This window comes from Streptomyces sp. NPDC043896, assembly GCF_056435605.1.
The window spans coordinates 158,961-184,062 of the sequence record NZ_JBWKEE010000013.1; the positions used below are offsets into that span (position 1 = coordinate 158,961).

Sequence of the window (25,102 nt, forward strand, 5' to 3'; positions counted from 1 at the left end):
CGAGGGGCCAACGCCAGTGACAAGGGCTTCCCTGGACAAGCAGCCGCACGAAGTCGCCTCCATGTTCGACGGGGTGGCCGCGAACTACGACCTCACCAACGACGTCCTGTCCCTCGGCCAGGCGCGCCTGTGGCGCAAGGAGGCCGCCAAGGCCGTCGCCGCCCGCCCCGGCCACACGGTGCTCGACCTGGCCGCCGGCACCGCGACCTCGTCCCTCCCGTACGCCGCGACCGGCGCGTACGTCGTCCCCTGCGACTTCTCCCTCGGCATGCTCCGCGAGGGCAAGAAGCGCAACCCGTGGCTGCCGCTGACGGCGGGCGACGCGACGAAGCTGCCCTTCAAGGACGACGTCTTCGACACGGTGACGATCTCCTTCGGGCTGCGCAACGTCCAGGACACGGACGGCGCGCTGCGCGAGATGTACCGGGTGACCAAGCCCGGCGGCCAGGTCGTGATCAGCGAGTTCTCGCAGCCCACCTGGGCGCCCTTCCGGACCGTGTACACCGAGTACCTGATGCGCGCCCTGCCGCCCGTCGCCCGCGCGGTCTCCTCCAACCCGGACGCGTACGTGTACCTCGCCGAGTCCATCCGCGAATGGCCGGACCAGCCGGCGCTGGCGGGCCTGCTGCGGAAGGCCGGCTGGTCGAAGGTGGCCTGGCGGAACCTGAGCGGCGGCATCGTGGCGCTGCACCGCGGAGTCAAGGCGTAACCCTCCATGGACTACCAGGGGCTGCTGGAGCGGATCGCGGCCGACGTCTCCCCGCTGGTGGGGAGCGGCACGCCCGCCGAGTACATCCCGGCGCTGGCGAAGGTCGACCCGCGGCAGTTCGGCATGGCGCTCGCCGACCTCGACGGCAACGTCTTCGGGGTCGGCGACTGGCGCGTCCCCTTCTCCGCCCAGTCCGTCACGAAGGCCTTCGCCCTGGCGCTGGCCCTCGCGGAGGGCGGGGACAGCCTGTGGGAGCGGGTGGGCCGGGAGCCGTCGGGCAACCCGTTCAACTCCCTGGTGCAGCTGGAGTACGAGAACGGCATTCCGCGGAATCCTTTCATCAACGCGGGCGCGCTCGTCGTCACGGACCGGCTGCAGACCCTCACGGGCGACGCGAGCAGCGAACTCCTGGACTTCCTGCGGCAGGAGAGCGGCAACCCGGAGCTCGGCTTCGACCCGGAGGTCGCGGCGTCGGAGCAGGAACACGGCGACCGCAACGCGGCGGTGGCCCACTTCATGGCCTCGTACGGCAACATCGACAACCCGGTGCCGGCGCTGCTGGAGCACTACTTCTGGCAGTGCTCCATCGAGATGAGCTGCGCGGACATGGCCCTGGCCGGGCGTTTCCTGGCCCGCCACGGGCTGCGCGCGGACGGCTCCAGGCTCCTCACCCGCAGCGAGGCGAAGCAGGTGAACGCGGTGATGCTGACCTGCGGGACGTACGACGCGGCGGGGGAGTTCGCGTACCGCGTGGGCCTGCCGGGGAAGAGCGGCGTGGGCGGCGGCATCGTGGCGGTCGTCCCGGGCCGGTGCACCCTCGCGGTGTGGAGCCCGGGCCTCGACGCCCGGGGCAACTCGGTCGCGGGGGTCGCGGCGCTGGACCGCTTCACGACCCTGACGGGCCTGAGCGTTTTCTGACGGGCCCGGGCCGGGGCAGGGCTTCCACCCGCACCCGGCGGGAGCGCCCCGGCTGCATAGACTGCGTCATGTCCTGTGCCGCCGGGCACTTTCCACCGAGCCTTCAGGAGAACCCGCAGTGACCGAAGCCCTCACCGAACACTCCGCGGACGTGATCGTCGTCGGGGCCGGGCCCGCCGGTTCCACGACCGCCTACTACCTCGCCAAGGCCGGGCTGGACGTCCTGCTCCTGGAGAAGACGGCGTTCCCGCGCGAGAAGGTCTGCGGCGACGGTCTGACCCCGCGTGCCACGAAGCAGCTCGTGGCCATGGGCATCGACATCTCCGAAGAGGCCGGCTGGCTCCGCAACAAGGGCCTGCGCATCATCGGCGGCGGGCAGCGGCTCCAGCTGGACTGGCCGGAACTGGCCTCCTACCCGGACTACGGACTCGTCCGCAAGCGCGACGACTTCGACGAGACCCTGGCCCGCCAGGCGCAGAAGGCCGGTGCCCGGCTGTACGAGCGCTGCAACGTGGGCGAGCCGATCCGCGATCCGCGCACCGGGCACATCACCGGCGTGCAGGCGAAGCTCGGCGAGGAGAAGACCCCGGTCACCTTCCACGCCCCGCTCGTCGTCGCGGCCGACGGCAACTCGTCCCGGCTGTCGCTCGCGATGGGCCTGCACCGGCGCGAGGACCGCCCGATGGGCGTGGCCGTCCGTACGTACTTCACCTCGCCCCGGCACGACGACGACTACCTGGAGTCCTGGCTGGAGCTGTGGGACCGGCGAGGTCCGCAGGACCGGCTGCTGCCGGGCTACGGCTGGATCTTCGGCATGGGCGACGGCACGTCCAACGTCGGACTCGGCATCCTGAACTCCTCCTCCGCCTTCAAGGAGCTGGACTGGCGCGAGGTCCTGAAGGCCTGGTGCGCGTCCATGCCGGAGGACTGGGGCTACACCCCGGAGAACATGACGCAGCCGATCCGCGGGGCGGCGCTGCCGATGGCCTTCAACCGGCAGCCGCACTACACCAAGGGCCTGCTGCTGGTCGGTGACGCGGGCGGGCTCGTCAACCCGTTCAACGGCGAGGGCATCGCCTACGCGATGGAGTCCGGCCAGATCGCGGCCGACGTCATCGTGCAGGCGCACGCGCGGGCCACCCCGGCCCAGCGGGAGCTGGCGCTGCACAACTACCCGAAGGTGCTGAAGGAGACCTACGGCGGCTACTACTCGCTGGGCCGCGCCTTCGTGAAGCTGATCGGCAACCCGAAGGTCATGAAGATCGCCGCGCAGCGCGGCCTGACGCACCCGGTGCTGATGCGCTTCACGCTGAAGATGCTGGCGAACCTGACCGACCCGACGGGCGGTGACGCGATGGACCGCATCATCAACGGCCTCTCGAAGGTGGCCCCGAAGGCCTGAGCGGGCCCGTGAGGGCGCCCCGCGGCGTCTGTGAGCCGCTCCCGGTGTCCGGGGGCGGCTCAGTCGTTCCCGGGGCCGCGCAGGGGCGTTCCGGCCCCTTCGGCGGTTCCGGGGGCGGTGTGGACGGCGCGAATGCAGCGGGCGAGGAGGACGAGGCCGGACAGCAGCAGCGCGCCGGAGACGGTCCACCCGAGGCCCAGCGTCAGGGAATTGCCCGGTTTGTTCCAGGGGCGGGTGGTGGTCAGCAGCCAGCCGCCGACCGAGAGGAGACCCAGGCCGAGGGCGGCGGGGACGGCGGCGGCGTCGGCGGCGTCACGGTCCTCGGGGCCCGGAGTGCTGTGGTCCTCGCGGGACGGTCTGCTCACGGGACCACCACCTCCAGGGTCTGCTCGAACGGCCGGGCGACGCGCACCCGCCATCTTCTCAGCATGCCGAAGGTCCGGTACTCCGCCCCCGAGCGGGGGAGTACCGGACCTTGCGGGCGATCGTGCGACCGTGCGTCAGAGGACGCGGACGGCGCCGGTCGGCATGTCGTAGCTCAGGTTGCGCTCGACGATGCCGGTGCTGGGGTTCTGCGCACCGATGAACTTGCCGTTGCCCGAGTAGATGGCGACGTGCCACGCGCTGCCCTTGGCACCCCAGTACAGGATGTCGCCGGGCTGCAGGTTGCTCAGCGAGACCGAGCGGCCGGCCATGGACTGGTCCTGGGAGACCCGGTCCAGCTTGATGCCGGCCTGGCGGTAGGCGGCCTGGACGAGGCCCGAGCAGTCGTACGCGGTGGGGCCGGTGGAGCCCAGCACGTACGGCTTGCCGATCTGGGCGCGGGCGAAGCTGACGATGGCCGCGGCCGAGCCGGTGGCCGGCTTCGAGGCGGTGGAGCCGCTGCCCGAACCGGTGACGGCGGAGGAACCGCCGGACGCGGAGGCGGTGGTGAGGTCGGTGCGGTCGGCGCTGCGGCCCGCACGCTCGGCCTCGGCCTTGCGGTCGGCCTCCTGCTTCGCCTTGAGCTCGGCGGCCTTGGTGGCGTCTTCCTTCGCCTGCTTCGCCTCGGCGGCGGCACCCGTGCGGGCGCTCTCCTCCTGGGCGTTCAGCTCGCCGGTGACGGCGGCTTCGACAGCGGCGACGCGGGTGTTCTCCGCGGCCGTGCTGACGGCGTTGGAGACCTCGGTGCCGAGGTCCAGGTTGAGGACCGGCATTTCGAGCGTCGTCTCGGCCACGGGCTCGGACGGGGACGCGCTCGCGGTTCCGGCCATGGCCAGGGTGCTGAGGACGCCACCGGCAACTCCGGCGCGGACCGCGAGCTTCGAGGCGCTGCGGCGGGGCTTCCGGTGGCTGGGTATGTGAGCGGTGTGGGACATGGGACAACCGCTATCAGGGGTGCCGGGTTCCCTTCAAGAAACGTGGTCTGCGCCACAGTTGCGCGCGGAGCCCGTTAACCGGGCGCGCCGCGACCCTTATTGACGCCGTAACGGACGTAACGGACATGCTTTCGCAAGCCTGTGATCATGGGGTTTCAGTAATAAGTCCGAATTGATCCACGGCCTACCATCGACCCGCACAGTTGGCCAAGCCCCCTTTTGGCGACCCCTGTTCGGTGTGATGCAGGTCACAGTCACCTGCGGCCGTGATGCCGCCGCGGGGCCGTCGTGAGGCCGCCGTGAGGTCCCCGTGGCCGCTTCGTGATCCGGCCGTGAACCCGCCGCGCGGTTCGTGAACGGATGCACAGGATCTCTCCCCGGATCGCGGCGGCGGCGACTTCCGGCCACCGTGTCCACTCCCGTACGCGGCATGTCCCCCGGGCGGGGGACGCGGCTTCCCTTATCACTTGGGCGGCCCCGTCGCCAATTTGCCTGCACTGCGCATCGTTTGATAGGGCGACACCCCTTTCACCTGCGCCTACGGGCCCGGATGTCACCTTTGGTGATCATGTGGATGCCTTGAGTACGAAGATCACCACTCATCGGCCTTCATGATCGTTCGTCAGGTGGTGGAGATCACAAACTCGGTGTTGTTACCCGTGTCGCAGATCACAGACCGGCAGGCATAAGATGCGCACCAGTCCGGCTTGTGAACTGCCTCACATGCGATCGGCTCCTGTTCGAAGGGCGGCCTTCGGCGGGGCGGGGCACTCGGCGCCGGCGCAGCGGTCCAACGGTCAAGGACGACTGGAAGGAGCGAGGAGCGTGAATGCGTACGCACCCATCCTCGTGCTCGGCGCCATCGGCGCAGGGTTTGCGATCTTCTCCGTGGTCATGGCCACGCTGATCGGCCCAAAACGGTACAACCGGGCGAAGCTCGAAGCCTACGAGTGCGGCATCGAGCCGACCCCGATGCCGGCCGGCGGCGGTCGCTTCCCCATCAAGTACTACCTGACGGCGATGCTCTTCATCGTCTTCGACATCGAGATCGTCTTCCTCTACCCCTGGGCCGTCACCTTCGACGCCCTGGGGATCTTCGGGCTCGTCGAGATGCTGCTCTTCGTGCTCACCGTCTTCGTCGCCTACGCATACGTGTGGCGCCGCGGCGGCCTGGAATGGGACTGAGGGGCTGAATTTCCCATGGGACTGGAAGAGAAGCTGCCGAGCGGCTTCCTGCTCACCACCGTCGAACAGGCCGCGGGCTGGGTGCGCAAGTCATCCGTCTTCCCGGCCACCTTCGGCCTCGCCTGCTGCGCCATCGAGATGATGACCACCGGCGCCGGCCGCTACGACCTGGCCCGCTTCGGCATGGAGGTCTTCCGCGGCTCCCCGCGCCAGGCCGACCTGATGATCGTGGCGGGACGGGTCAGCCAGAAGATGGCGCCCGTGCTGCGCCAGGTCTACGACCAGATGCCCGCCCCCAAGTGGGTCATCTCCATGGGCGTGTGCGCCTCTTCGGGCGGAATGTTCAACAACTACGCGATCGTCCAGGGCGTCGACCACATCGTCCCGGTGGACATCTACCTGCCCGGCTGCCCGCCCCGCCCCGAGATGCTGATGGACGCGATCCTCAAGCTCCACCAGAAGATCCAGGGCTCCAAGCTCGGCGTGAACCGGGAAGAAGCGGCGCGCGAGGCGGAGGAGGCGGCCCTCAAGGCCCTCCCCACCATCGAGATGAAGGGGCTCCTTCGGTGAGCGACGACCCGGCCGTCGAGAACGGCAATAACGTCCCTGCTCCCCGGGGCGGCACCGGACCCGAGGTGATCGGCGTCCGCAAGGGCATGTTCGGCACCCCGGGAGGCGGAGACACCAGCGGCTACGGCGGCCTCGTCCGCACCGTGGCCCTGCCCGGCGCGAGCACCCGCCCCTACGGTTCGTACTTCGACGAGGTCGTCGACGAGCTGGAGGGGGCCCTGGAGGAGCAGGACCTGCTCCCGGAGAACGCGATCGAGAAGACCGTCGTCGACCGGGGTGAGCTGACCCTCCACATCGCCCGCGAGCACCTCGCGCGCGTCGCCTCCACCCTGCGCGACGACCCGGCCCTGCGCTTCGAGCTCTGCACCGGCGTCTCGGCGGTGCACTTCCCCGGCGACAAGGGCCGCGAGCTGCACGCCGTCTACCACCTGCGCTCGCTCACCCACGGCCGGATCCTGCGGCTGGAGGTCTCCGTCCCGGACGGCGACCCGCACCTGCCCTCGCTCGTCTCCGTCTACCCGACCAACGACTGGCACGAGCGCGAGGCGTACGACTTCTTCGGACTGGTCTTCGACGGCCACCCGGCCCTCACCCGGATCATGATGCCGGACGACTGGCAGGGCTTCCCCCAGCGCAAGGACTACCCGCTCGGCGGCATCCCCGTCGAGTACAAGGGCGCCCAGATCCCGGCTCCCGACCAGCGGAGGTCGTACAGCTGATGTCCCCCACCCAGAACCACGCGGGAGACCACGCGTCCTCCCGCGAGACGACCGAGGGCACCGTCTACACCGTCACCGGCGGTGACTGGGACGAGATCGTCCAGAGCGCCGCCCGCGCGGACGACGAGCGCATCGTCGTCAACATGGGCCCGCAGCACCCCTCCACCCACGGGGTGCTCCGCCTGATCCTGGAGATCGACGGCGAGACGGTCACCGAGGCCCGCTGCGGCATCGGCTACCTGCACACCGGCATCGAGAAGAACCTCGAATTCCGGAACTGGACGCAGGGCACCACCTTCGTGACGCGCATGGACTACCTGACGCCGTTCTTCAACGAGACGGCGTACTGCCTCGGCGTCGAGAAGCTGCTCGGCATCACCGACCAGATCCCGGACCGCGCCACCGTCGTCCGCGTCCTGCTGATGGAGCTCAACCGGCTCTCCTCGCACCTGGTGTGCATCGCCACCGGCGGCATGGAGCTGGGCGCGACCACGATCATGATCTACGGGTTCCGGGACCGCGAGCTGATCCTCGACGTCTTCGAGCTGATCACCGGCCTGCGCATGAACCACGCCTTCGTCCGCCCCGGCGGCCTCGCCCAGGACCTGCCCCCGGGCGCGGTCGACCAGCTGCGCGAGTTCGTGAAGACGATGAAGAAGAACCTGCCGGAGTACGACAAGCTCGCCACCGGCAACCCCATCTTCAAGGCCCGCATGCAGGACGTCGGCTACCTCGACCTCGCCGGCTGCATGGCGCTCGGCGCGACCGGCCCGATCCTGCGCTCGGCCGGCCTCCCGCACGACCTGCGCAAGGCAGACCCGTACTGCGGCTACGAGGACTACGAGTTCGACGTGCCCACCACCGAGAGCTGCGACTCCTACGGGCGCTTCCTGATCCGCCTGGAGGAGATGCGCCAGTCGCTGCGGATCGTCGAGCAGTGCCTGGACCGCCTGGAACCGGGCCCGGTGATGGTCGCCGACAAGAAGATCGCCTGGCCGGCGCAGCTCGCCCTGGGCCCCGACGGCCTCGGCAACTCGCTCGACCACATCAAGAACATCATGGGCACCTCCATGGAGGCCCTCATCCACCACTTCAAGCTGGTGACCGAGGGCTTCCGGGTACCGGCCGGACAGGTCTACGCCGCCGTCGAGTCCCCCAAGGGCGAACTCGGCGTGCACGTCGTCTCCGACGGCGGCACCCGCCCCTACCGGGTCCACTTCCGCGACCCGTCCTTCACCAACCTGCAGGCCATGGCCGCGATGTGCGAGGGCGGCCAGGTCGCCGACGTCATCGTGGCCGTCGCCTCCATCGACCCCGTGATGGGAGGCGTCGACCGATGACCACCGTGTCTTCCGGAGGGGACACCCCCCGGACCACCCCCCTCAGCCTGGGCATGCCCCAGCTGCCCGCCCCCGACTACCCGGCCGAGGTGCGCGAGCGCCTGGCGGCCGACGCCGCCGAGGTCATCGCCCGCTACCCCGACAGCCGCTCCGCGCTGCTGCCGCTGCTGCACCTCGTGCAGTCCGAGGAGGGCCACGTCTCGCGCACCGGCATCCGCTTCTGCGCCGAGACGCTGGGCCTGACCACGGCCGAGGTCACCGCCGTCTCCACCTTCTACACGATGTACCGGCGGGGGCCCTCCGGCGACTACCAGGTCGGCGTCTGCACGAACACCCTGTGCGCGGTGATGGGCGGCGACGCCATCTTCGACGAGCTCAAGCAGCACCTGGGCGTCGGCAACAACGAGACCACCGCCGACGGCAAGGTGACGCTGGAGCACATCGAGTGCAACGCGGCCTGCGACTACGCGCCCGTGGTGATGGTCAACTGGGAGTTCTTCGACAACCAGACCCCCGAGTCCGCCAAGGCGCTCGTCGACGACCTGCGGGCGGGCCGCCCGGTCGAGCCGACCCGGGGCGCGCCGCTGTGCACGTACAAGGAGACCGCCCGGATCCTGGCGGGCTTCCCCGATGAGCGCGAGGGCGCGGTCGGGGCGAGCGGCGGCGCCGGCCCCGCCTCCCTGATCGGCCTGCGGATCGCGCGCGGCGAGTCCCCCCACACCACGATCGTCCACCCGCGCGGTGAGGCGCGTACCGAAGGAGGGGAGGGATGACCGTGTCCACCGAACTCAGCAAGAACGGGACCAGTCCGGAGAAGCTGCTCTCGCCCGTGCTGTCGGCCTTCTGGGACGAGCCCGAGTCGTGGACGCTGGAGACCTACCGGCGCCACGAGGGCTACGAGGGCCTGCGCAAGGCCCTCGCGATGACCCCGGACGAGGTGATCGCGTACGTCAAGGACTCCGGTCTGCGCGGACGCGGCGGCGCCGGCTTCCCCACCGGGATGAAGTGGCAGTTCATCCCGCAGGGCGACGGAAAGCCGCACTACCTCGTCGTGAACGCGGACGAGTCGGAGCCGGGAACCTGCAAGGACATCCCCCTCCTGTTCGCCAACCCGCACTCCCTCATCGAGGGAATGATCATCGCCTGCTACGCGATCCGGTCGGAACACGCCTTCATCTACCTGCGCGGCGAGACGGTCCCCGTGCTGCGGCGCCTGCACGAGGCCGTGCGGGAGGCCTACGCCGCCGGATACCTCGGCCAGGACATCGACGGCACCGGCCGCAACCTCGACATCACGGTGCACGCGGGCGCGGGCGCGTACATCTGCGGCGAGGAGACGGCACTGCTCGACTCCCTCGAAGGCCGGCGCGGCCAGCCCCGGCTGCGTCCCCCCTTCCCCGCCGTCGAGGGGCTCTACGCGTGCCCCACTGTCGTCAACAACGTCGAGTCCATCGCCTCGGTTCCCGCGATCCTCAACAAGGGCAAGGACTGGTTCAAGGCGATGGGGACGGAGAAGTCCCCCGGCTTCACCCTGTACTCGCTGTCCGGGCACGTCGTCGGCCCCGGCCAGTACGAGGCCCCGCTCGGGATCACCCTGCGCCAGCTCCTCGACATGAGCGGCGGCATGCGCCCCGGGCACCGGCTGAAGTTCTGGACCCCGGGCGGCTCCTCCACCCCCATGTTCACGGACGAGCACCTCGACGTCCCGCTGGACTACGAGGGCGTCGGCGCCGCCGGCTCCATGCTCGGCACCAAGGCCCTCCAGTGCTTCGACGAGACCACCTGCGTGGTGCGCGCCGTCACCCGCTGGACCGAGTTCTACGCCCACGAGTCCTGCGGCAAGTGCACCCCCTGCCGCGAGGGCACGTACTGGCTGGTCCAGCTGCTGCGCGACATCGAGGCGGGCAAGGGCGTCCTGTCCGACCTCGACAAGCTGAACGACATCGCCGACAACATCAACGGCAAGTCGTTCTGCGCGCTCGGCGACGGCGCGGCCAGCCCGATCTTCTCCTCGCTGAAGTACTTCCGCGCGGAGTACGAGCAGCACATCACGGGCAAGGGCTGCCCCTTCGACCCCGCGAAGTCGACCCTCTGGGCCGACGGTCCCATCAAGAACCCCGAGGTGAACGCATGACCGTCGTCACGAACGCCCCGGCGGGCGGCGGCGAGGCGGCCAAGCCGCCCCAGGACGCCACGGACGCAGTCTCCCTGACCATCGACGGCATCGAACTGTCCGTCCCCAAGGGGACCCTGGTCATCCGGGCCGCCGAGCAGCTCGGCATCGAGATCCCCCGGTTCTGCGACCACCCCCTCCTCGACCCGGCCGGCGCCTGCCGCCAGTGCATCGTCGAGGTCGAGGGGCAGCGCAAGCCCATGGCCTCCTGCACCATCACCTGCACCGACGGCATGGTCGTCAAGACCCAGCTGACGTCGCAGGTCGCGGACAAGGCCCAGCGCGGGGTGATGGAGCTGCTGCTCATCAACCACCCGCTGGACTGCCCCGTCTGCGACAAGGGCGGCGAATGCCCGCTCCAGAACCAGGCGATGTCGCACGGCAACGCCGAATCCCGGTTCGAGGGCCACAAGCGGACGTACGAGAAGCCCGTCCCGATCTCCACGCAGGTACTGCTGGACCGCGAGCGGTGCGTGCTGTGCGCGCGCTGCACCCGCTTCTCCAACCAGGTCGCCGGCGACCCGATGATCGAGCTGGTCGAGCGCGGCGCGCTCCAGCAGGTCGGCACCGGCGAGGGCGACCCGTTCGAGTCGTACTTCTCCGGCAACACCATCCAGATCTGCCCCGTCGGCGCCCTCACCTCGGCCGCCTACCGGTTCCGCTCCCGCCCCTTCGACCTCGTCTCCTCCCCGAGCGTGTGCGAGCACTGCGCGGGCGGCTGCGCGACCCGGACCGACCACCGGCGCGGCAAGGTGCTGCGCCGGCTCGCCGCCGAGGACCCCGAGGTCAACGAGGAGTGGATCTGCGACAAGGGCCGCTTCGCGTTCCGGTACGCGCAGCGCCCCGACCGGCTGACCACCCCGCTGGTGCGCGGTGCGGACGGTGTGCTCGCCCCGGCGAGCTGGCCCGAGGCGCTGGAGGCCGCCGCGAGGGGGCTCACCGCCGCGCGCGGCCGGGCCGGGGTCCTGACGGGCGGCCGGCTCACCGTCGAGGACGCCTACGCGTACGCCAAGTTCGCCCGCGTCGTGCTCGACACCAACGACATCGACTTCCGGGCCCGCGTGCACAGCGCGGAGGAGACCGACTTCCTGGCCGCCGCCGTGGCCGGCACCGGCAAGGACCTCGACGGCACGGGCGTCACGTACGCCTCCCTGGAGGCGGCCCCCGCCGTGCTCCTCGTCGGCATCGAGGCCGAGGAGGAGGCCCCCGGGGTCTTCCTGCGGCTGCGCAAGGCCCACCGCAAGCACAAGCAGCGGACCTTCGCCCTCGCCCCCTTCGCCACGCGCGGCCTCACCAAGGCCGGCGGCACCCTGCTCGCCGCCGCGCCCGGCACCGAGCCCGAATGGCTCGACGCCCTCGCCACCCGCACCGGGCTGGAGGCGGGCGGTTCCGAGGCCGCCGAGGCGCTGCGCCGGCCCGGCTCCGTCATCGTGGTCGGGGAGCGCCTCGCCGGCGTGCCCGGCGCGCTGACCGCCGCCGTACGCACCGCCACCGCCATCGGGGCCCGGCTGGTGTGGATCCCGCGCCGGGCCGGGGAGCGGGCCGCGGTCGAGGCGGGCGCGCTGCCGTCCCTGCTGCCGGGCGGGCGCCCCGCCACCGACCCGCGGGCCCGCGAGGAGGTCGCCGCGGCCTGGGGGCTGGCGGAACTCCCGCACCGCTACGGCCGTGACACCGGGCAGATCGTCGAGGCCGCCGCGACCGGGGAGCTGTCCGCCCTGCTGGTCGCGGGCGTCGAGGTCGGCGACCTGCCCGACCCGGAGCGGGCCCGCACCGCCCTGGAGGAGGCCTTCGTGGTCTCGCTGGAGCTGCGGCCCGGCGAGGTCACCGACCGTGCGGACGTGGTCCTGCCGGTCGCCGCCGTCGTGGAGAAGGCGGGCACGTTCATCAACTGGGAGGGCCGGATCCGGCCGTTCGAGGCCGCCCTCAAGCCCGACCAGATGACCCGCCGCCTGGCCCCCGCCGACGCCCGCGTGCTGCACATGCTCGCCGACGCCGCCGACCGGCCGCTCGCGCTGCCCGACGTCCACGCCGTGCGGCGGGAGCTGGAGCGGCTCGGCCCCTGGGAGGGGGAGCTGGCGCCCGAGCGGTCCACCGCCCCCGAGCCGCTGCCCCGACCCGGCGCGGGCGAGGCGGTACTCGCCGGGCACCGGCTGCTGCTGGACCTGGGCCGGCTCCAGGAGGGCGACGACGCCCTCGCCGGAACCCGGCACGAGGCCAGTGCCCGGCTCTCGGCGGCCACCGCCGCCGAGACCGGCGTCAAGGACGGCGACGTCCTCGCCGTCACCGGCCCGGCCGGATCGGTGGAACTCCCGCTGCGGATCACCGAGATGCCCGACCGGGTCGTGTGGCTCCCGCTGAACTCCACGGGCTCCGGGGTCCTCGCCGACACCGGCGCCCGCCCCGGAACCCTCGTACGGATCGGCCCGGCCGGGGCCGGCCCTGCGGCCGACGCGGAGGTACGACCGTGACCCACCTCGCCCAGTTCGCGGCCCAGCAGCCGCACGTCCTGGCCGCCGAGGACCTCACCCTGTTCGGCAGGGACGTCTGGTGGCTCGTCCTCCTCAAGGCGGTGTTCTGCTTCGCCTTCCTGATGGTGACGGTGCTCTTCTCCATCGTGTGGGAGCGCAAGGTCGTCGCCTGGATGCAGCTGCGCATCGGCCCCAACCGGCACGGTCCCTGGGGCATGCTCCAGTCGCTCGCCGACGGCGTGAAGCTGATGCTGAAGGAAGACGTCGTCGTCAAGCGCGCCGACAAGGTGGTCTACATCCTGGCGCCGGTCATCGCGGCGATCCCGGCGTTCATGGCCATCGCGGTGATCCCCTTCGGTCCCCCCGGCAACGAGGTGTCGATCTTCGGCCAGCGCACCACGATGCAGCTGACCGACCTGCCGATCGCGATGCTGTACGTCCTCGCGGTCGCCTCGGTCGGCATCTACGGCATCGTCCTCGCCGGCTGGTCGTCCGGCTCCACGTACCCGCTGCTCGGCGGCCTGCGCTCCTGCGCGCAGATGATCTCGTACGAGATCGCGATGGGCGCCGCCTTCGCCTCGGTGTTCCTCTACTCCGGGTCGATGTCGACCTCGGCGATCGTGGAGGCGCAGGCGGACCGCTGGTACATCGTGCTGCTGCCGGTGTCGTTCATCATCTACGTCGTCACGATGGTCGGCGAGACGAACCGCGCCCCCTTCGACATGCCGGAGTCCGAGGGCGACCTCGTCGGCGGCTTCAACACCGAGTACTCCTCCATCAAGTTCGCGCTGTTCATGCTGGCCGAGTACGTCAACATGGTCACCGTCTCGGCGGTCTCGGTCACCCTCTTCCTGGGCGGCTGGCGGGCCCCGGCGCCGATCTCCACGTACTGGGAGGGCGCGAACCACGGCTGGTGGCCGATGCTCTGGTTCGTCCTCAAGGTCCAGCTGCTCCTGTTCTTCTTCATCTGGCTGCGCGGCACGCTCCCGCGCGTGCGCTACGACCAGCTGATGAAGCTCGGCTGGAAGGTACTGATCCCGGTCTCCGTGGTCTGGCTGATGCTGGTCGCCACCGTCCGGGCGCTGCGCAACGAGCGCTACGACTTCAGCGAGATCGTCCTGTACGTCGGGGGCGCGGTCATCGCGGTCCTGCTGATCTCCTCCGTCGCGGACCACTTCCGGGACAGGCGGGACAAGGCGGCCGCCGCCGAGGCCGGGAAGGCCGCGGCGGCCGCGCCCTTCGACCCGATGGCGGGCGGGTTCCCCGTACCGCCCAAGCCGGGCCAGCACCTGGCACCCGTACCGCGCCGACGTCCCCGCGGCGCGGGGGAGCTGATTGTCAGTGGCGGGGCGAATACTGACAGTGACCGAGAGGAGGGTGCTGACCATGTCTGACGCGGACCAGAGCGAGAAGTGGCAGAACCCGGTGGCCGGCTTCGGCGTGACCTTCAAGGCCATGTTCAAGAAGCGGCTCACCGAGCAGTACCCGGAGCAGCAGAAGACCACCGCCCCGCGCTTCCACGGCCGGCACCAGCTCAACCGCCACCCCGACGGCCTGGAGAAGTGCATCGGGTGCGAGCTGTGCGCCTGGGCCTGTCCCGCCGACGCGATCTACGTGGAGGGCGCGGACAACACCGAGGAGGAGCGCTACTCCCCGGGCGAGCGGTACGGGCGGGTGTACCAGATCAACTACGCCCGCTGCATCCTGTGCGGGCTGTGCATCGAGGCGTGCCCGACGCGTGCGCTGACCATGACGAACGAGTTCGAACTGGCCGACGCCAGCCGCGAGTCCCTGATCTACACCAAGGAGCAGCTCCTCGCCGGGCTGACCGAGGGCATGGTCGAGGCCCCGCACTCGGTCTTCCCGGGCACCGACGAGCAGGACTACTACCGCGGGCTGGTGACGGGCGCCGCCCCGGGCACGGTCCGGCAGGTGGCGGTGTCCAAGGGCGAGACGGCCGGGACGGACGCCGAGGCCGGGGCCGGCAAGACCGAGGAGGTCGGGGCATGAGCGCCATCGCCGCGGCCGCCGGCGCGACCTCCACCGGCGAGGCCGTGCAGTTCTGGCTGCTCGGCACCGTCGCCGTGATCGGCGCGCTGTGCACGATCCTGATGAAGAAGGCCGTGCACAGCGCCCTGTGCCTCGCCGGGACGATGATCATCCTGGCGGTCTTCTACCTGGCCAACGGTGCGTACTTCCTGGGCGTGGTCCAGGTCATCGTCTACACCGGCGCCATCATGATGCTCTTCCTCTTCGTGGTCATGCTCGTCGGCGTCACGGCGGCGGACTCCCTGAAGGAGACCCTCAAGGGGCAGCGCTGGCTGGCCGCCCTGTGCGGGCTCGGCTTCGGCATCCTGCTGATCGCCGGCATCGGCAACGCGGGCCTCACCCGGTTCAACGGTCTCGGCCGGGTCAACTCCGCCGGGCACGTCGAGGGCCTCGCCGAACTGATCTTCACCCGTTACGTCTTCGCCTTCGAGATCACCGGCGCCCTGCTGATCACGGCAGCCGTCGGCGCGATGGTGCTCACCCACCGCGAGCGCACCGAGCGGGCCGCCACGCAGCGCGAGCTCGCCGAGAAGCGCGTACGCGAGGGCGTTCAGGTCCCGCCGCTTCCGGCCCCCGGCGTCTACGCCCGGCACAACGCCGTCGACATCGCCGGCCTGCTGCCGGACGGCACCCCGTCCGAGCTGACCGTCAACAAGACGCTGCGCGCCCGCGGCCAGATCCGCGACGTCTCCGGCCAGGCCATGGAAGACCTCAAGGCGCTGGAGCAGCGCTCCGCGGAGCGCCTGGGCCGAGAGGAGGCCTCGAAGTGAATCCGGTCAACTACCTGTACCTGGCCGCCCTGCTGTTCACCATCGGCGCGGCCGGCGTACTCATCCGGAAGAACGCGATCGTGCTGTTCATGTGCGTCGAGCTGATGCTCAACGCCTGCAACCTCGCCTTCGTGGCCTTCTCCCGGATGCACGGCAACCTCGACGGCCAGATCATCGCGTTCTTCACGATGGTCGTCGCCGCCGCGGAGGTCGTGGTGGGCCTCGCGATCATCGTGTCGCTGTTCCGTACCCGCCACTCGGCCTCGGTCGACGACGCCAGCCTGATGAAGCTGTAAGGGGCGTTCACAGTGGAGAATCTGATTGCGCTGCTGGTGGCGGCGCCCCTGCTCGGAGCGGTGGTGCTGCTGTGCGGCGGCCGGCGCCTCGACAAGGCCGGCCACTGGATCGGCACCCTGCTCGCGGCCGTCTCCTTCGGCATCGGCGTCGTCCTCTTCGCCGGCATGCTGGGGCGCGGGGCCGAGGACCGGGCCCTGCACCAGCGGCTGTTCACCTGGATCCCCGTCGAGGGCTTCCAGGCCGACATGGCCTTCCAGCTGGACCAGCTGTCGATGACCTTCGTCCTGCTGATCTCCGGGGTGGGCACGCTCATCCACGTGTACTCGATCGGGTACATGGAGCACGACGAGCGCCGCCGCCGCTTCTTCGGCTACCTCAACCTCTTCGTCGCGGCGATGCTGCTCCTCGTCCTCGCCGACAACTACCTGCTGCTGTACTTCGGCTGGGAGGGCGTCGGCCTCGCCTCGTACCTCCTGATCGGCTTCTGGCAGCACAAGCCCAGCGCGGCCACCGCCGCGAAGAAGGCGTTCCTGGTCAACCGGGTCGGCGACATCGGCCTGTCGATCGCCATCATGCTGATGTTCACGACCTTCGGGACCTTCGCCTTCGGCCCGGTGCTCGGTGCCGTGGGGGAGACCTCGGAGGGCACGCTGACGGCGATCGGCCTGATGCTGCTGCTGGCCGCCTGCGGCAAGTCCGCGCAGGTGCCGCTCCAGTCCTGGCTCGGCGACGCGATGGAGGGCCCGACCCCGGTCTCGGCCCTGATCCACGCGGCGACGATGGTGACGGCCGGCGTGTACCTGATCGTCCGTTCCGGGGCCATCTTCAACGGGGCGCCCGACGCCCAGCTGGTGGTCACCATCGTGGGTGCGGTCACGCTGCTCTTCGGTGCGATCGTCGGTTGCGCGAAGGACGACATCAAGAAGGCCCTCGCCGGGTCGACGATGTCGCAGATCGGCTACATGATCCTGGCCGCGGGCCTCGGCCCGATCGGGTACGTGTTCGCGATCATGCATCTGGTGACGCACGGCTTCTTCAAGGCCGGCCTCTTCCTCGGCGCGGGATCGGTCATGCACGGCATGAACGACGAGGTCGACATGCGCAAGTACGGCGCCCTGCGCACCTACATGCCGGTCACCTTCGTCACCTTCGGCCTCGGCTACCTCGCGATCATCGGCTTCCCCGGCCTGTCCGGCTTCTTCTCCAAGGACATGATCATCGAGGCCGCCTTCGCCAAGGGCGGCACCCAGGGCTGGATCCTCGGCGGGGTCGCCCTGCTGGGCGCCGGCATCACCGCCTTCTACATGACCCGGGTCATGCTCCTCACCTTCTTCGGCGAGAAGCGCTGGCAGCCCGACGCCGCGGGACACGAACCGCACCCGCACGAGTCCCCGAAGTCCATGACCATCCCGATGATCATCCTGGCGTTCGGGTCGGTCTTCGCCGGCGGCTTCTTCGAGATCGGCGAGCGCTTCCTCACGTGGCTGGAGCCCGTCACCGGCTACGAACACGGCCACCCGCCGGTCAGCGCCATGACGGTGACCGCCTCCACCATGGTGGTCCTCGTCGCCGGCGTCGCCATCGCCTGGTCGATGTACGGCCGCAAGCCCGTCCCGGTCGTCGCCCCCCGCGGCTCGTTCCTCACCCGGGCGGCCCGGCGCGACCTCCTCCAGGACGACTTCAACCACGTCGTCCTCGTACGCGGCGGAGAGCACCTGACCCGCTCCCTCGTGTACCTCGACCACAGCGTCGTCGACGGCGTGGTCAACGGCACGGCCGCCTCCGTCGGCGGACTCTCGGGCCGGCTGCGCAAGCTGCAGAACGGCTACGCCCGCAGCTACGCGGTCTCGATGTTCGGGGGCACGGCGATCCTCATCGCCGCGACCCTGCTGATGAGGGCGGTGTGAAATGAGTTTCCCGCTTCTGACGCTGACGGCCGCGGTCCCCGCGGCCGGCGCGATCCTGACGGCGGCCGTCCCGGCCGCCCGCAGGACCGTCGCCAAGTGGCTCGCACTGCTCTTCTCCCTGGCGACCCTGGCCCTGGCCGTACTGGTCGCCGTCCGCTTCGAGCCCGGCGGCGACCGCTACCAGCTCACCGAGTCCCACGCCTGGATCGCCGACTTCGGCGTCCGCTACGAACTGGGCGTCGACGGCATCGGCGTGGCGCTCATCGGGCTCACCGCGCTGCTGATCCCCTTCGTGATCATCGCCGGCTGGAACGACGCCGACCCGCCGGCCGAGCCTGCGAGCGGCTCTGCCACGTGGCAGCCCTCCCGCTGGCGGCCCACCCAGGGCTTCTTCGCCCTGATCCTGCTGGTCGAGGCGATGGTGGTGATCTCCTTCGAGGCCACCGACGTCTTCCTCTTCTACATCTTCTTCGAAGCCATGCTCATCCCGATGTACTTCCTCATCGGCGGCTTCGGCGACCGCGCCCACTCGGGAACCGACGAGAACGCCGCCGCCCAGCGCTCCTACGCGGCCGTCAAGTTCCTCCTCTACAACCTGGCCGGCGGCCTGATCATGCTCGCCGCCGTCATCGGGCTGTACGTGGTCGCGGGGAACTTCTCCCTCCAGGAGATCGCCGAAGCCCGCGCCGCGGGCACCCTCGACATGGCGACCAACACCGAGCGGCTGCTGTTCCTCGGCTTCTTCTTCGCCTTCGCGGTGAAGGCCCCGCTGTGGCCGCTGCACACCTGGCTGCCCAACGCCATGGGCGAGGCCACCGCCCCGGTCGCCGTCCTCATCACCGCGATCGTCGACAAGGTCGGCACCTTCGCGATGCTCCGCTTCTGCCTCGGACTCTTCCCCGAGGCCAGCAAGTGGGCCACCCCCGTCATCCTCGTCCTGGCCCTGGTCAGCATCGTCTACGGCGCGCTGCTCGCGGTCGGCCAGCGGGACATCAAGCGCCTGATCGCCTACGCCTCGATCTCGCACTTCGGCTTCATCATCCTCGGCATCTTCGCGATGACCTCGCAGGGCCAGTCGGGCGCCACGCTCTACATGGTCAACCACGGGATCTCCACGGCGGCGCTGATGCTGGTCGCCGGCTTCCTGATCTCCCGGCGCGGTTCGCGGCTCATCGCCGACTACGGCGGCGTGCAGAAGGTGGCCCCGGTCCTCGCCGGGACCTTCCTCATCGGCGGCCTCGCCACCCTGTCCCTGCCGGGTCTCGCCCCCTTCGTCAGCGAGTTCCTGGTCCTGGTCGGCACCTTCGCCCGCTACCCGGTCGTGGGCGTCATCGCCACCGTCGGCATCGTGCTGGCCGCCCTGTACACGCTGGTGCTCTACCAGCGCACCATGACCGGCCCCGTCAAGGAGGAGGTCCGCACCATGCCGGACCTGCGCGGACGGGAACTGCTCGTGATCGCCCCGCTGATCGCGTTGCTCATCGGCCTGGGCGTCTACCCGAAGGTGCTGACGGACATCGTCAACCCGGCGGTGGAGCACACCATGTCGGACGTGAAGCTGACGGACCCGAAGCCCGAGCTGTCCATCCAGAACGTGGAGGCGGCCAAGTGATCGCTGCCCAGAGCCTGCTGACGCTGGCGGCCGAAGGACCGGCCGACCGCATCCCGGCCCCGCACATCGAATACGCGCAGCTCGCGCCCACGCTCATCGTGGTGGGCGCGGCCATCCTCGGAGTCCTCGTCGAGGCCTTCGTCCCGCGCAGGTCCCGCTACTACATCCAGGTGTTCCTCACCGTCGCCGCCCTGGCCTCGGCCTTCGCGGCGGTCGTCGGCCTCGCCGCCGGCGGGTACGGGAGCACCAAGGCGCACATCGCCGCCATGGGCGCCATCGCCGTCGACGGACCGGCGCTCTTCCTCCAGGGCACCATCCTGCTGGCCTCCGTCGTGGCGGTGTTCACCTTCGCCGAGCGCCGCCTCGACCCGAAGGCCCACGGCAGCCGGGTCGACTCCTTCGCCGCCCAGGCCGCGTCCGTCCCGGGCAGCGACAGCGAGAAGGCCGCCGTCAAGGCCGGGTTCACCACCACCGAGGTGTTCCCGCTGGCCCTGTTCGCGATCGCCGGCATGCTGATCTTCCCGGCCGCCAACGACCTGCTGACCCTGTTCGTCGCGCTGGAGGTCTTCTCCCTCCCGCTGTACCTGCTCTGCGCCCTCGCCCGCCGCCAGCGGCTGATGTCGCAGGAGGCGGCGGTCAAGTACTTCCTGCTCGGCGCGTTCTCCTCGGCCTTCCTCCTCTTCGGCATCGCCCTGCTCTACGGGTACGCGGGCTCCGTCTCCTACGCGGCGATCGCCGACGTGGTGGACGGCACCGTCGCCCGGGTCGACCCGGCGCTGGCCTCCACCATGGGCAACGACGCGCTGCTGCTCATCGGCGGCGCGCTGATCCTGACGGGCCTGCTGTTCAAGGTCGGAGCGGTCCCCTTCCACATGTGGACCCCCGACGTCTACCAGGGCGCCCCGACCCCCGTCACCGGCTTCATGGCGGCGGCGACCAAGGTGGCCGCGTTCGGCGCGCTGCTGCGGCTGCTGTACGTGGTGCTGCCGGGCCTGCGCTGGGACTGGCGGCCGGTGATGTGGGGCGTCGCGATCGTCACGATGCTCGCGGGCGCGGTGATCGCCGTGACCCAGACCGACGTGAAGCGGCTGCTGGCGTACTCCTCGATCGCGCACGCCGGGTTCATCCTGGCCGGTGTGATCGCCACGTCCGAGCAGGGCGTCAAGTCCGTCCTCTTCTACCTGGGCGCCTACTCCTTCGTGACGATCGGCGCCTTCGCGGTGGTCACCCTGGTGCGCGACGCGGGCGGCGAGGCGACCCACCTGTCGAAGTGGGCGGGCCTGGGGCGGCGTTCGCCGCTGACGGCGGCCGTGTTCGCGGTGTTCCTGCTGGCCTTCGCCGGCATTCCGCTGACCTCCGGCTTCACCGGCAAGTTCGCGGTGTTCCAGGCGGCGGCGGAGGGCGGTGCCGGGGCGCTGGTCGTCGTCGGTGTCGTCTCGTCGGCGATCGCGGCGTTCTTCTACATCCGGGTCATCGTGCTGATGTTCTTCAGCGAGCCGAAGGCCGACGGCCCGACGGTGGCCGTCCCCTCGCCGCTGACGATGACCACCATCGCGGTGGGCGTGGCCGTCACCCTGGTCCTGGGCCTGGCCCCGCAGTACTTCCTGGACCTGGCGGGACAGGCGAGCACGTTCGTGCGCTGACCCGGTCCGTACGGACGCAAGGGCCCGGCCCCCTCGGGGGCCGGGCCCTTCGCCGTGCGGGCGGGGAGCGTCACCCGTGGTCGGCGTGCATGGGGTTGGGAGGGGTGGCGGCGGTGGTCCCGGGGCACTTCAGGGCCGTGTTCCAGTTGTGGAAGCGGCCCGCCGGGTTGTCCTCGTACGCCCACATGTGCAGGTCGTAGTGCTTGGGCATGCCCGCCCAGTGGCCGGGCATCGGCCCGTCGAAGGGCAGGCCGAACATGCTGGGCCGGTCGTTCTTGGTGGTCAGGTCCTGGTCCCCGTCGCTGACCATCCACTCCACGGCCTGGAGCTTGCGCCGGCCGTGTTCGTCGGTCTCCGCGCTGTAGACGAGCGCGGTGGGCTTGCTGGGGTCGGTCGAACCCCAGTGGGCGTCCTTGACGTAGTGGTAGCCCATGGAGCCGGTGCCGAACGGGTTGTTCATGCACTCGCCGTGCTTCACGTACCCGTCCTTGACGGCCTGGCGTTCGTCCACGTACTTCGCGGTCACCGCGATCGCCGTGGCCATGTCGCGCATCGCCCGCTTGTCGCGGGGGTCGGGCGCGGGCCCTTCGACGGCCTGGGCCGGGGGCAGGGCCGCGAGGAACATCGAGGCGCCGGCGACGGAGACGGCGAAGAGGACCTTGGCGGTGCGCGGTACGGGCATGGGAGCTCCTGGTGTTCGGGGGTCCCGGAGGGCTTTCGTCCACCATCCCGGGGCGGCCGGGGCCCCGCACGCGGCGGGCCCCCGAACGGGGGGTCAGGCGGCGGGGCCGGCCTGCGGGGCGGCGGCCGGGGCGGCGGCCGGGGCGGCGGCCGGGGCCGACGGGGCGGCCGGTGCGGCGGGGCGCGGGCGGGTGGTGCCGGGGCGGCAGACGACCGAGGGGTTGAAGGGCTCGAAGCGCCCGGACGGGTTCTTCTTCCACAGCCACAGGTGCAGCGAGTAGTGCACCTTCTGGCCCGCGTACCGGGCGGGCAGCGGGCCGCGGAAGGGCTGTCCGAACAGGGAGGGGCGGTCGTCGTCGGTGTCGGCGCGGCCGTCGCGGTCGACGACCATCCATTCGAGGCCGGCCAGCCGCCAGCGCCCGGCGCCGTCACCCTCGTAGAGCAGGGCGGTGGGCTTCTTCGGGTCGGTGGAGCCGTCGTAGGCGTGGTTGAAGTGCGGGTAGCCGAGCGCCCCGGCGCCGCCACTCGGGTTGACGACGCAGTACTTGTCGGGGACGTAGCCGGCCGCGACGGCCAGGCGGTGCTCGTGGTACTTGGCGGTTGCCCGGTAGGTCGCGGCCAGTTGGGCGCTGGGCGTGGCCGCGGGGGCGGCGGGAGCGGCGCCGAGGGCGAGGGAGGCGGTGGCCGCGAGGGCCAGGGGGGCGAGCTGTGCGGTACGAGGGGCCATGCGAGCAGCGTCACCTCGGCCCCGGGGCCCCGCCACTCGGGCGGCGCGGCCGGAGTAGGCGGCGGGAGCAGGCGCGTGAGCGGGGGTGGCGTGAGCGGGGGCGGCGGGAGACCCCCGCCGCCCCCGTCCCGTCAGGCGGCGGTGATGCGCCCGGTGACCTCGCCGAGGCCGACGCGGGTGCCGTCGGCGCCCGGGGCCCAGGCGGTCAGGGTGACCGTGTCACCGTCCTCCAGGAAGGTGCGCTTGCCGTCGGCGAGTTCGACCGCGTCCCGGCCGTTCCAGGTGAGCTCCAGCAGCGAGCCCCGCTGGCCGGCCTCCGGGCCGCTGACCGTGCCCGAGCCGAAGACGTCGCCGGTGCGCAGCGAGGCGCCGTTGACGGTCATGTGGGCCAGCTGCTGGGCGGCGGTCCAGTACATGGAGGCGAACGGCGGCCGGGCGACCTCCTGCCCGTTGATGGAGACGGTGATGTGCAGGTCGAAGCCGCCGGGGCGGTCGACGTCGGCGTCGTCCAGGTAGGGCAGGAGCGGGAAGTCCCGGGCGGGCGGGGCGACCCGGGCCGCGTCCAGGGCCTCCAGGGGGGTCACCCAGGCGGAGACGGAGGTGGCGAAGGACTTCCCGAGGAAGGGGCCCAGCGGCACGTACTCCCAGGCCTGGATGTCGCGGGCGGACCAGTCGTTGAGCAGGAACAGTCCGAAGACGTGCTCCTCGAAGTCGCCGAGCGCGACCGGACGGCCCATCTCGGAGGGGGCGCCGACGACGAAGCCGACCTCGGCCTCGATGTCGAGCTTCACCGACGGCCCGAAGACCGGCGCCGGGTCAGTGGGCGCCTTCCGCTGCCCGGAGGGGCGTACGACGTCCGTGCCCGAGACCACGATCGTGCCGGACCGGCCGTGGTAACCGATGGGCAGGTGCTTCCAGTTGGGGGTGAGCGCGTCGCCGTCCGGGCGGAAGATCCGTCCGACGTTGGTGGCGTGGTGCTCGCTGGCGTAGAAGTCGACGTAGTCGGCGACCTCGTACGGCAGGTGCAGGACGACGCCGTCGAGGGGGAGGAGGTGCGGCTCGACCGTCTCCCGGTGTCCGGGGTCGGTGACCCAGGCGGTCAGCGCACGGCGCACGTCGCGCCAGGCGGTGCGGCCGGCGGCCAGCAGCGGGTTGAGGGAACCCTGGGCGAGCAGCCCGGCGTACGGGGAGCCGAGCGCGACGGCCACGGCCCCCGCGTCGAGCACGTACCCGCCGATGCGCACGCCGACCCGGCGGCGCTCCGGCTCCGCCGGGGTGGTGAAGACGCCGTAGGGGAGGTTGTGCGGCCCGAACGGGTCGCCCTCGGGGACATCGAGGGGGCTCTGCTGGGGCATGGGGTGCTGCCTCGCTTTCGAGGGGGTCCGGGGGTGTCCCGGTAGACACGGTGCGGGACACGCTACCCAGGATCCCGGGTGAAAGCTCGGGTGCCCGAGCGGAGATGAAACACACCCGGGAAGACGAAAAGGGGCAGAAATTGTTGCTTCCGCTCACATGGAGTCATTTCGTACGGGCTGCCGTCGCGGGGGCCGTACGGTCTGTCCGTGCGGCCGCGTCACGGCCACCGGGGCTGCCCGGAACCGGCGCCCAAGATCGCCAACTCCCGGCGGCCGGGCGGGCCGAGAGGCAGGAACCGCCCGAAGGTCCTGCTCATCGTGGGCGCCGGGCGGGAATCCTCCACCTTCAGGTGGAGAAGACGCCAATTGTAGGACTTGTCCAAGGGGGTCCGTATCCTTGGCGGGGTGACTTCCGCCCTCCCCTATGCCTTGATCGCCACCGACCTGGACGGGACTCTGCTGCGCGCCGGTGACACCGTCTCCGCCCGCTCCTGCACGGCCCTCGCGACGGCGCGCGCGGCCGGCGCCCGGCACATCGTCGTCACCGGCCGCCCGGTCCCACAGATCCGGCACGTCCTGGACGACCTCGGTTACTCGGGGCTCGCGGTGTGCGGGCAGGGCGCGCAGGTGTACGACGCGGCGCGCGGAATCCTGCTGCACTCCGTCGCGATGGACCGGGGCCTGGCCGAGGTGGCCCTCGGCAAGATCGAGGCGGAGATCGGCGAGGTGTACGTCGCGGTCAACCAGGAGGGGCTGGACGCGGAGATGCTGGTGGGCCCCGGCTACCGCATGCCGCACCCGCACCTGCCGATGGTGCGGGTGCGCGGGCGCGGCGAGCTGTGGTCGTCGCCGATCAACAAGGTGCTGCTCCAGCACCCGAGGCTGGACGACGACGAACTGACCCGGGTGGCGCGGTCGGTGGTCGGGGACCTGGTGAACGTCACGATGGCGGGGGAGCACACGGTGGAACTCCAGCCGCCCGGCGTCGACAAGGCGACCGGGCTCGCGCGGGCGGCGGCGGTCCTGGAGGTCGCGGCCGAATCGACGATCGCCTTCGGCGACATGCCGAACGACATCCCGATGTTCGCGTGGGCCGCGCACGGCGTGGCGATGGCCAACGCCCACCGTGAACTGGTGGCCGTCGCCGACGAGGTGACCCTGTCGAACGAGGCGGACGGCATCGCGGTCGTCCTGGAGCGGCTGTTCCGCTGACGCGTCG

Annotated in this window: 23 protein-coding genes; 18 read left to right on the plus strand and 5 right to left on the minus strand. The window is 71.0% G+C overall.

The genetic code is table 11. The annotated features are described in order from the left end of the window. Nucleotides 1-16: 16 nt before the first annotated feature. The 3 genes from AC069X_RS20615 (at nt 17) to AC069X_RS20625 (ending at nt 3,029) form a co-directional block, all read left to right on the plus strand. Nucleotides 17-709: a demethylmenaquinone methyltransferase gene (locus tag AC069X_RS20615; RefSeq protein WP_478730046.1), complete on the plus strand. Its 693-nt coding sequence runs from the start codon at nt 17-19 to the stop codon at nt 707-709. 6 nt (nt 710-715) lie between these two features. Further along, nucleotides 716-1,627 carry a glutaminase gene (locus AC069X_RS20620; RefSeq protein WP_478730047.1) on the plus strand — a complete coding sequence of 304 codons (912 nt, stop codon included), beginning with the start codon at nt 716-718 and terminating at the stop codon, nt 1,625-1,627. Between the two features lie 118 nt (nt 1,628-1,745). After that, nucleotides 1,746-3,029, plus strand: a complete 1,284-nt coding sequence (locus AC069X_RS20625; RefSeq protein ID WP_478730048.1) for a geranylgeranyl reductase family protein — start codon at nt 1,746-1,748, stop codon at nt 3,027-3,029. Between the two features lie 59 nt (nt 3,030-3,088). On the opposite strand, the gene AC069X_RS20630 is transcribed toward AC069X_RS20625, so the two are convergent. Together AC069X_RS20630 and AC069X_RS20635 are read right to left on the minus strand one after the other, a co-directional pair. Then, nucleotides 3,089-3,394 carry a hypothetical protein gene (locus tag AC069X_RS20630; protein ID WP_478730049.1) on the minus strand — a complete coding sequence of 102 codons (306 nt, stop codon included), beginning with the start codon at nt 3,392-3,394 and terminating at the stop codon, nt 3,089-3,091. Between the two features lie 135 nt (nt 3,395-3,529). Next, nucleotides 3,530-4,387 (minus strand): C40 family peptidase, encoded by an 858-nt coding sequence (locus AC069X_RS20635; protein ID WP_478730050.1) that lies wholly within the window; start codon nt 4,385-4,387, stop codon nt 3,530-3,532. A gap of 825 nt (nt 4,388-5,212) precedes the next feature. Here AC069X_RS20635 and AC069X_RS20640 point away from each other — a divergent pair. The 14 genes from AC069X_RS20640 to nuoN are packed head-to-tail and all read left to right on the plus strand — an operon-like array spanning nt 5,213 to nt 21,120. Continuing rightward, nucleotides 5,213-5,572 (plus strand): NADH-quinone oxidoreductase subunit A, encoded by a 360-nt coding sequence (locus tag AC069X_RS20640; RefSeq protein ID WP_249767272.1) that lies wholly within the window; start codon nt 5,213-5,215, stop codon nt 5,570-5,572. A 15-nt stretch (nt 5,573-5,587) separates the two neighbouring features. Next, complete coding sequence (locus AC069X_RS20645; RefSeq protein ID WP_007265818.1) at nt 5,588-6,142, plus strand: NuoB/complex I 20 kDa subunit family protein; 555 nt, start codon at nt 5,588-5,590, stop codon at nt 6,140-6,142. After that, complete coding sequence (locus tag AC069X_RS20650; protein ID WP_478730051.1) at nt 6,139-6,861, plus strand: NADH-quinone oxidoreductase subunit C; 723 nt, start codon at nt 6,139-6,141, stop codon at nt 6,859-6,861. The genes AC069X_RS20645 and AC069X_RS20650 overlap by 4 nt, the downstream gene beginning before the upstream one ends. Beyond that, entirely contained in the window at nt 6,861-8,201 is a 1,341-nt protein-coding gene (locus AC069X_RS20655; protein WP_478730052.1) for an NADH-quinone oxidoreductase subunit D, read from the plus strand. Before AC069X_RS20650 ends, AC069X_RS20655 begins: the two co-directional genes overlap by 1 nt. Continuing rightward, entirely contained in the window at nt 8,198-8,974 is a 777-nt protein-coding gene (nuoE, locus tag AC069X_RS20660; protein WP_478730053.1) for an NADH-quinone oxidoreductase subunit NuoE, read from the plus strand. Before AC069X_RS20655 ends, nuoE begins: the two co-directional genes overlap by 4 nt. Further along, entirely contained in the window at nt 8,971-10,335 is a 1,365-nt protein-coding gene (gene nuoF, locus AC069X_RS20665) for an NADH-quinone oxidoreductase subunit NuoF (protein ID WP_478730054.1), read from the plus strand. The genes nuoE and nuoF overlap by 4 nt, the downstream gene beginning before the upstream one ends. Beyond that, entirely contained in the window at nt 10,332-12,842 is a 2,511-nt protein-coding gene (locus tag AC069X_RS20670; protein ID WP_478730055.1) for an NADH-quinone oxidoreductase subunit G, read from the plus strand. The genes nuoF and AC069X_RS20670 overlap by 4 nt, the downstream gene beginning before the upstream one ends. Continuing rightward, on the plus strand, nt 12,839-14,236 hold the full coding sequence (gene nuoH / locus AC069X_RS20675; protein ID WP_478730056.1) for an NADH-quinone oxidoreductase subunit NuoH: 1,398 nt from the start codon (nt 12,839-12,841) through the stop codon (nt 14,234-14,236). Before AC069X_RS20670 ends, nuoH begins: the two co-directional genes overlap by 4 nt. Further along, entirely contained in the window at nt 14,229-14,852 is a 624-nt protein-coding gene (gene nuoI, locus AC069X_RS20680; RefSeq protein ID WP_478730057.1) for an NADH-quinone oxidoreductase subunit NuoI, read from the plus strand. Before nuoH ends, nuoI begins: the two co-directional genes overlap by 8 nt. Continuing rightward, nucleotides 14,849-15,661 carry an NADH-quinone oxidoreductase subunit J gene (locus AC069X_RS20685; protein ID WP_478730058.1) on the plus strand — a complete coding sequence of 271 codons (813 nt, stop codon included), beginning with the start codon at nt 14,849-14,851 and terminating at the stop codon, nt 15,659-15,661. The genes nuoI and AC069X_RS20685 overlap by 4 nt, the downstream gene beginning before the upstream one ends. Further along, the gene (gene nuoK, locus AC069X_RS20690; protein WP_030864698.1) at nt 15,658-15,957 is read left to right on the plus strand and encodes an NADH-quinone oxidoreductase subunit NuoK; all 300 of its coding nucleotides are present in this window, start codon (nt 15,658-15,660) and stop codon (nt 15,955-15,957) included. The genes AC069X_RS20685 and nuoK overlap by 4 nt, the downstream gene beginning before the upstream one ends. A 12-nt stretch (nt 15,958-15,969) precedes the next feature. Then, nucleotides 15,970-17,865: an NADH-quinone oxidoreductase subunit L gene (nuoL, locus tag AC069X_RS20695; protein ID WP_478730059.1), complete on the plus strand. Its 1,896-nt coding sequence runs from the start codon at nt 15,970-15,972 to the stop codon at nt 17,863-17,865. 1 nt (nt 17,866) lies between these two features. Next, complete coding sequence (locus AC069X_RS20700; protein WP_478730060.1) at nt 17,867-19,477, plus strand: NADH-quinone oxidoreductase subunit M; 1,611 nt, start codon at nt 17,867-17,869, stop codon at nt 19,475-19,477. Then, entirely contained in the window at nt 19,474-21,120 is a 1,647-nt protein-coding gene (gene nuoN / locus AC069X_RS20705; protein WP_478730061.1) for an NADH-quinone oxidoreductase subunit NuoN, read from the plus strand. The genes AC069X_RS20700 and nuoN overlap by 4 nt, the downstream gene beginning before the upstream one ends. Before the next feature lie 70 nt (nt 21,121-21,190). Here the strand turns inward: nuoN and AC069X_RS20710 are convergent, their stop codons facing one another. The 3 genes from AC069X_RS20710 to fahA form a co-directional block, all read right to left on the minus strand. Next, complete coding sequence (locus tag AC069X_RS20710) at nt 21,191-21,802, minus strand: hypothetical protein (RefSeq protein ID WP_478730062.1); 612 nt, start codon at nt 21,800-21,802, stop codon at nt 21,191-21,193. A 93-nt stretch (nt 21,803-21,895) separates the two neighbouring features. Further along, nucleotides 21,896-22,528, minus strand: a complete 633-nt coding sequence (locus AC069X_RS20715; RefSeq protein WP_478730063.1) for a hypothetical protein — start codon at nt 22,526-22,528, stop codon at nt 21,896-21,898. Between the two features lie 131 nt (nt 22,529-22,659). Then, complete coding sequence (fahA, locus tag AC069X_RS20720; RefSeq protein WP_478730064.1) at nt 22,660-23,883, minus strand: fumarylacetoacetase; 1,224 nt, start codon at nt 23,881-23,883, stop codon at nt 22,660-22,662. A gap of 405 nt (nt 23,884-24,288) precedes the next feature. On the opposite strand from fahA, the gene AC069X_RS20725 reads away from it, so the two are divergent. Next, nucleotides 24,289-25,095 carry a Cof-type HAD-IIB family hydrolase gene (locus AC069X_RS20725; RefSeq protein ID WP_478730065.1) on the plus strand — a complete coding sequence of 269 codons (807 nt, stop codon included), beginning with the start codon at nt 24,289-24,291 and terminating at the stop codon, nt 25,093-25,095. The last annotated feature ends 7 nt before the right edge of the window (nt 25,096-25,102 follow it).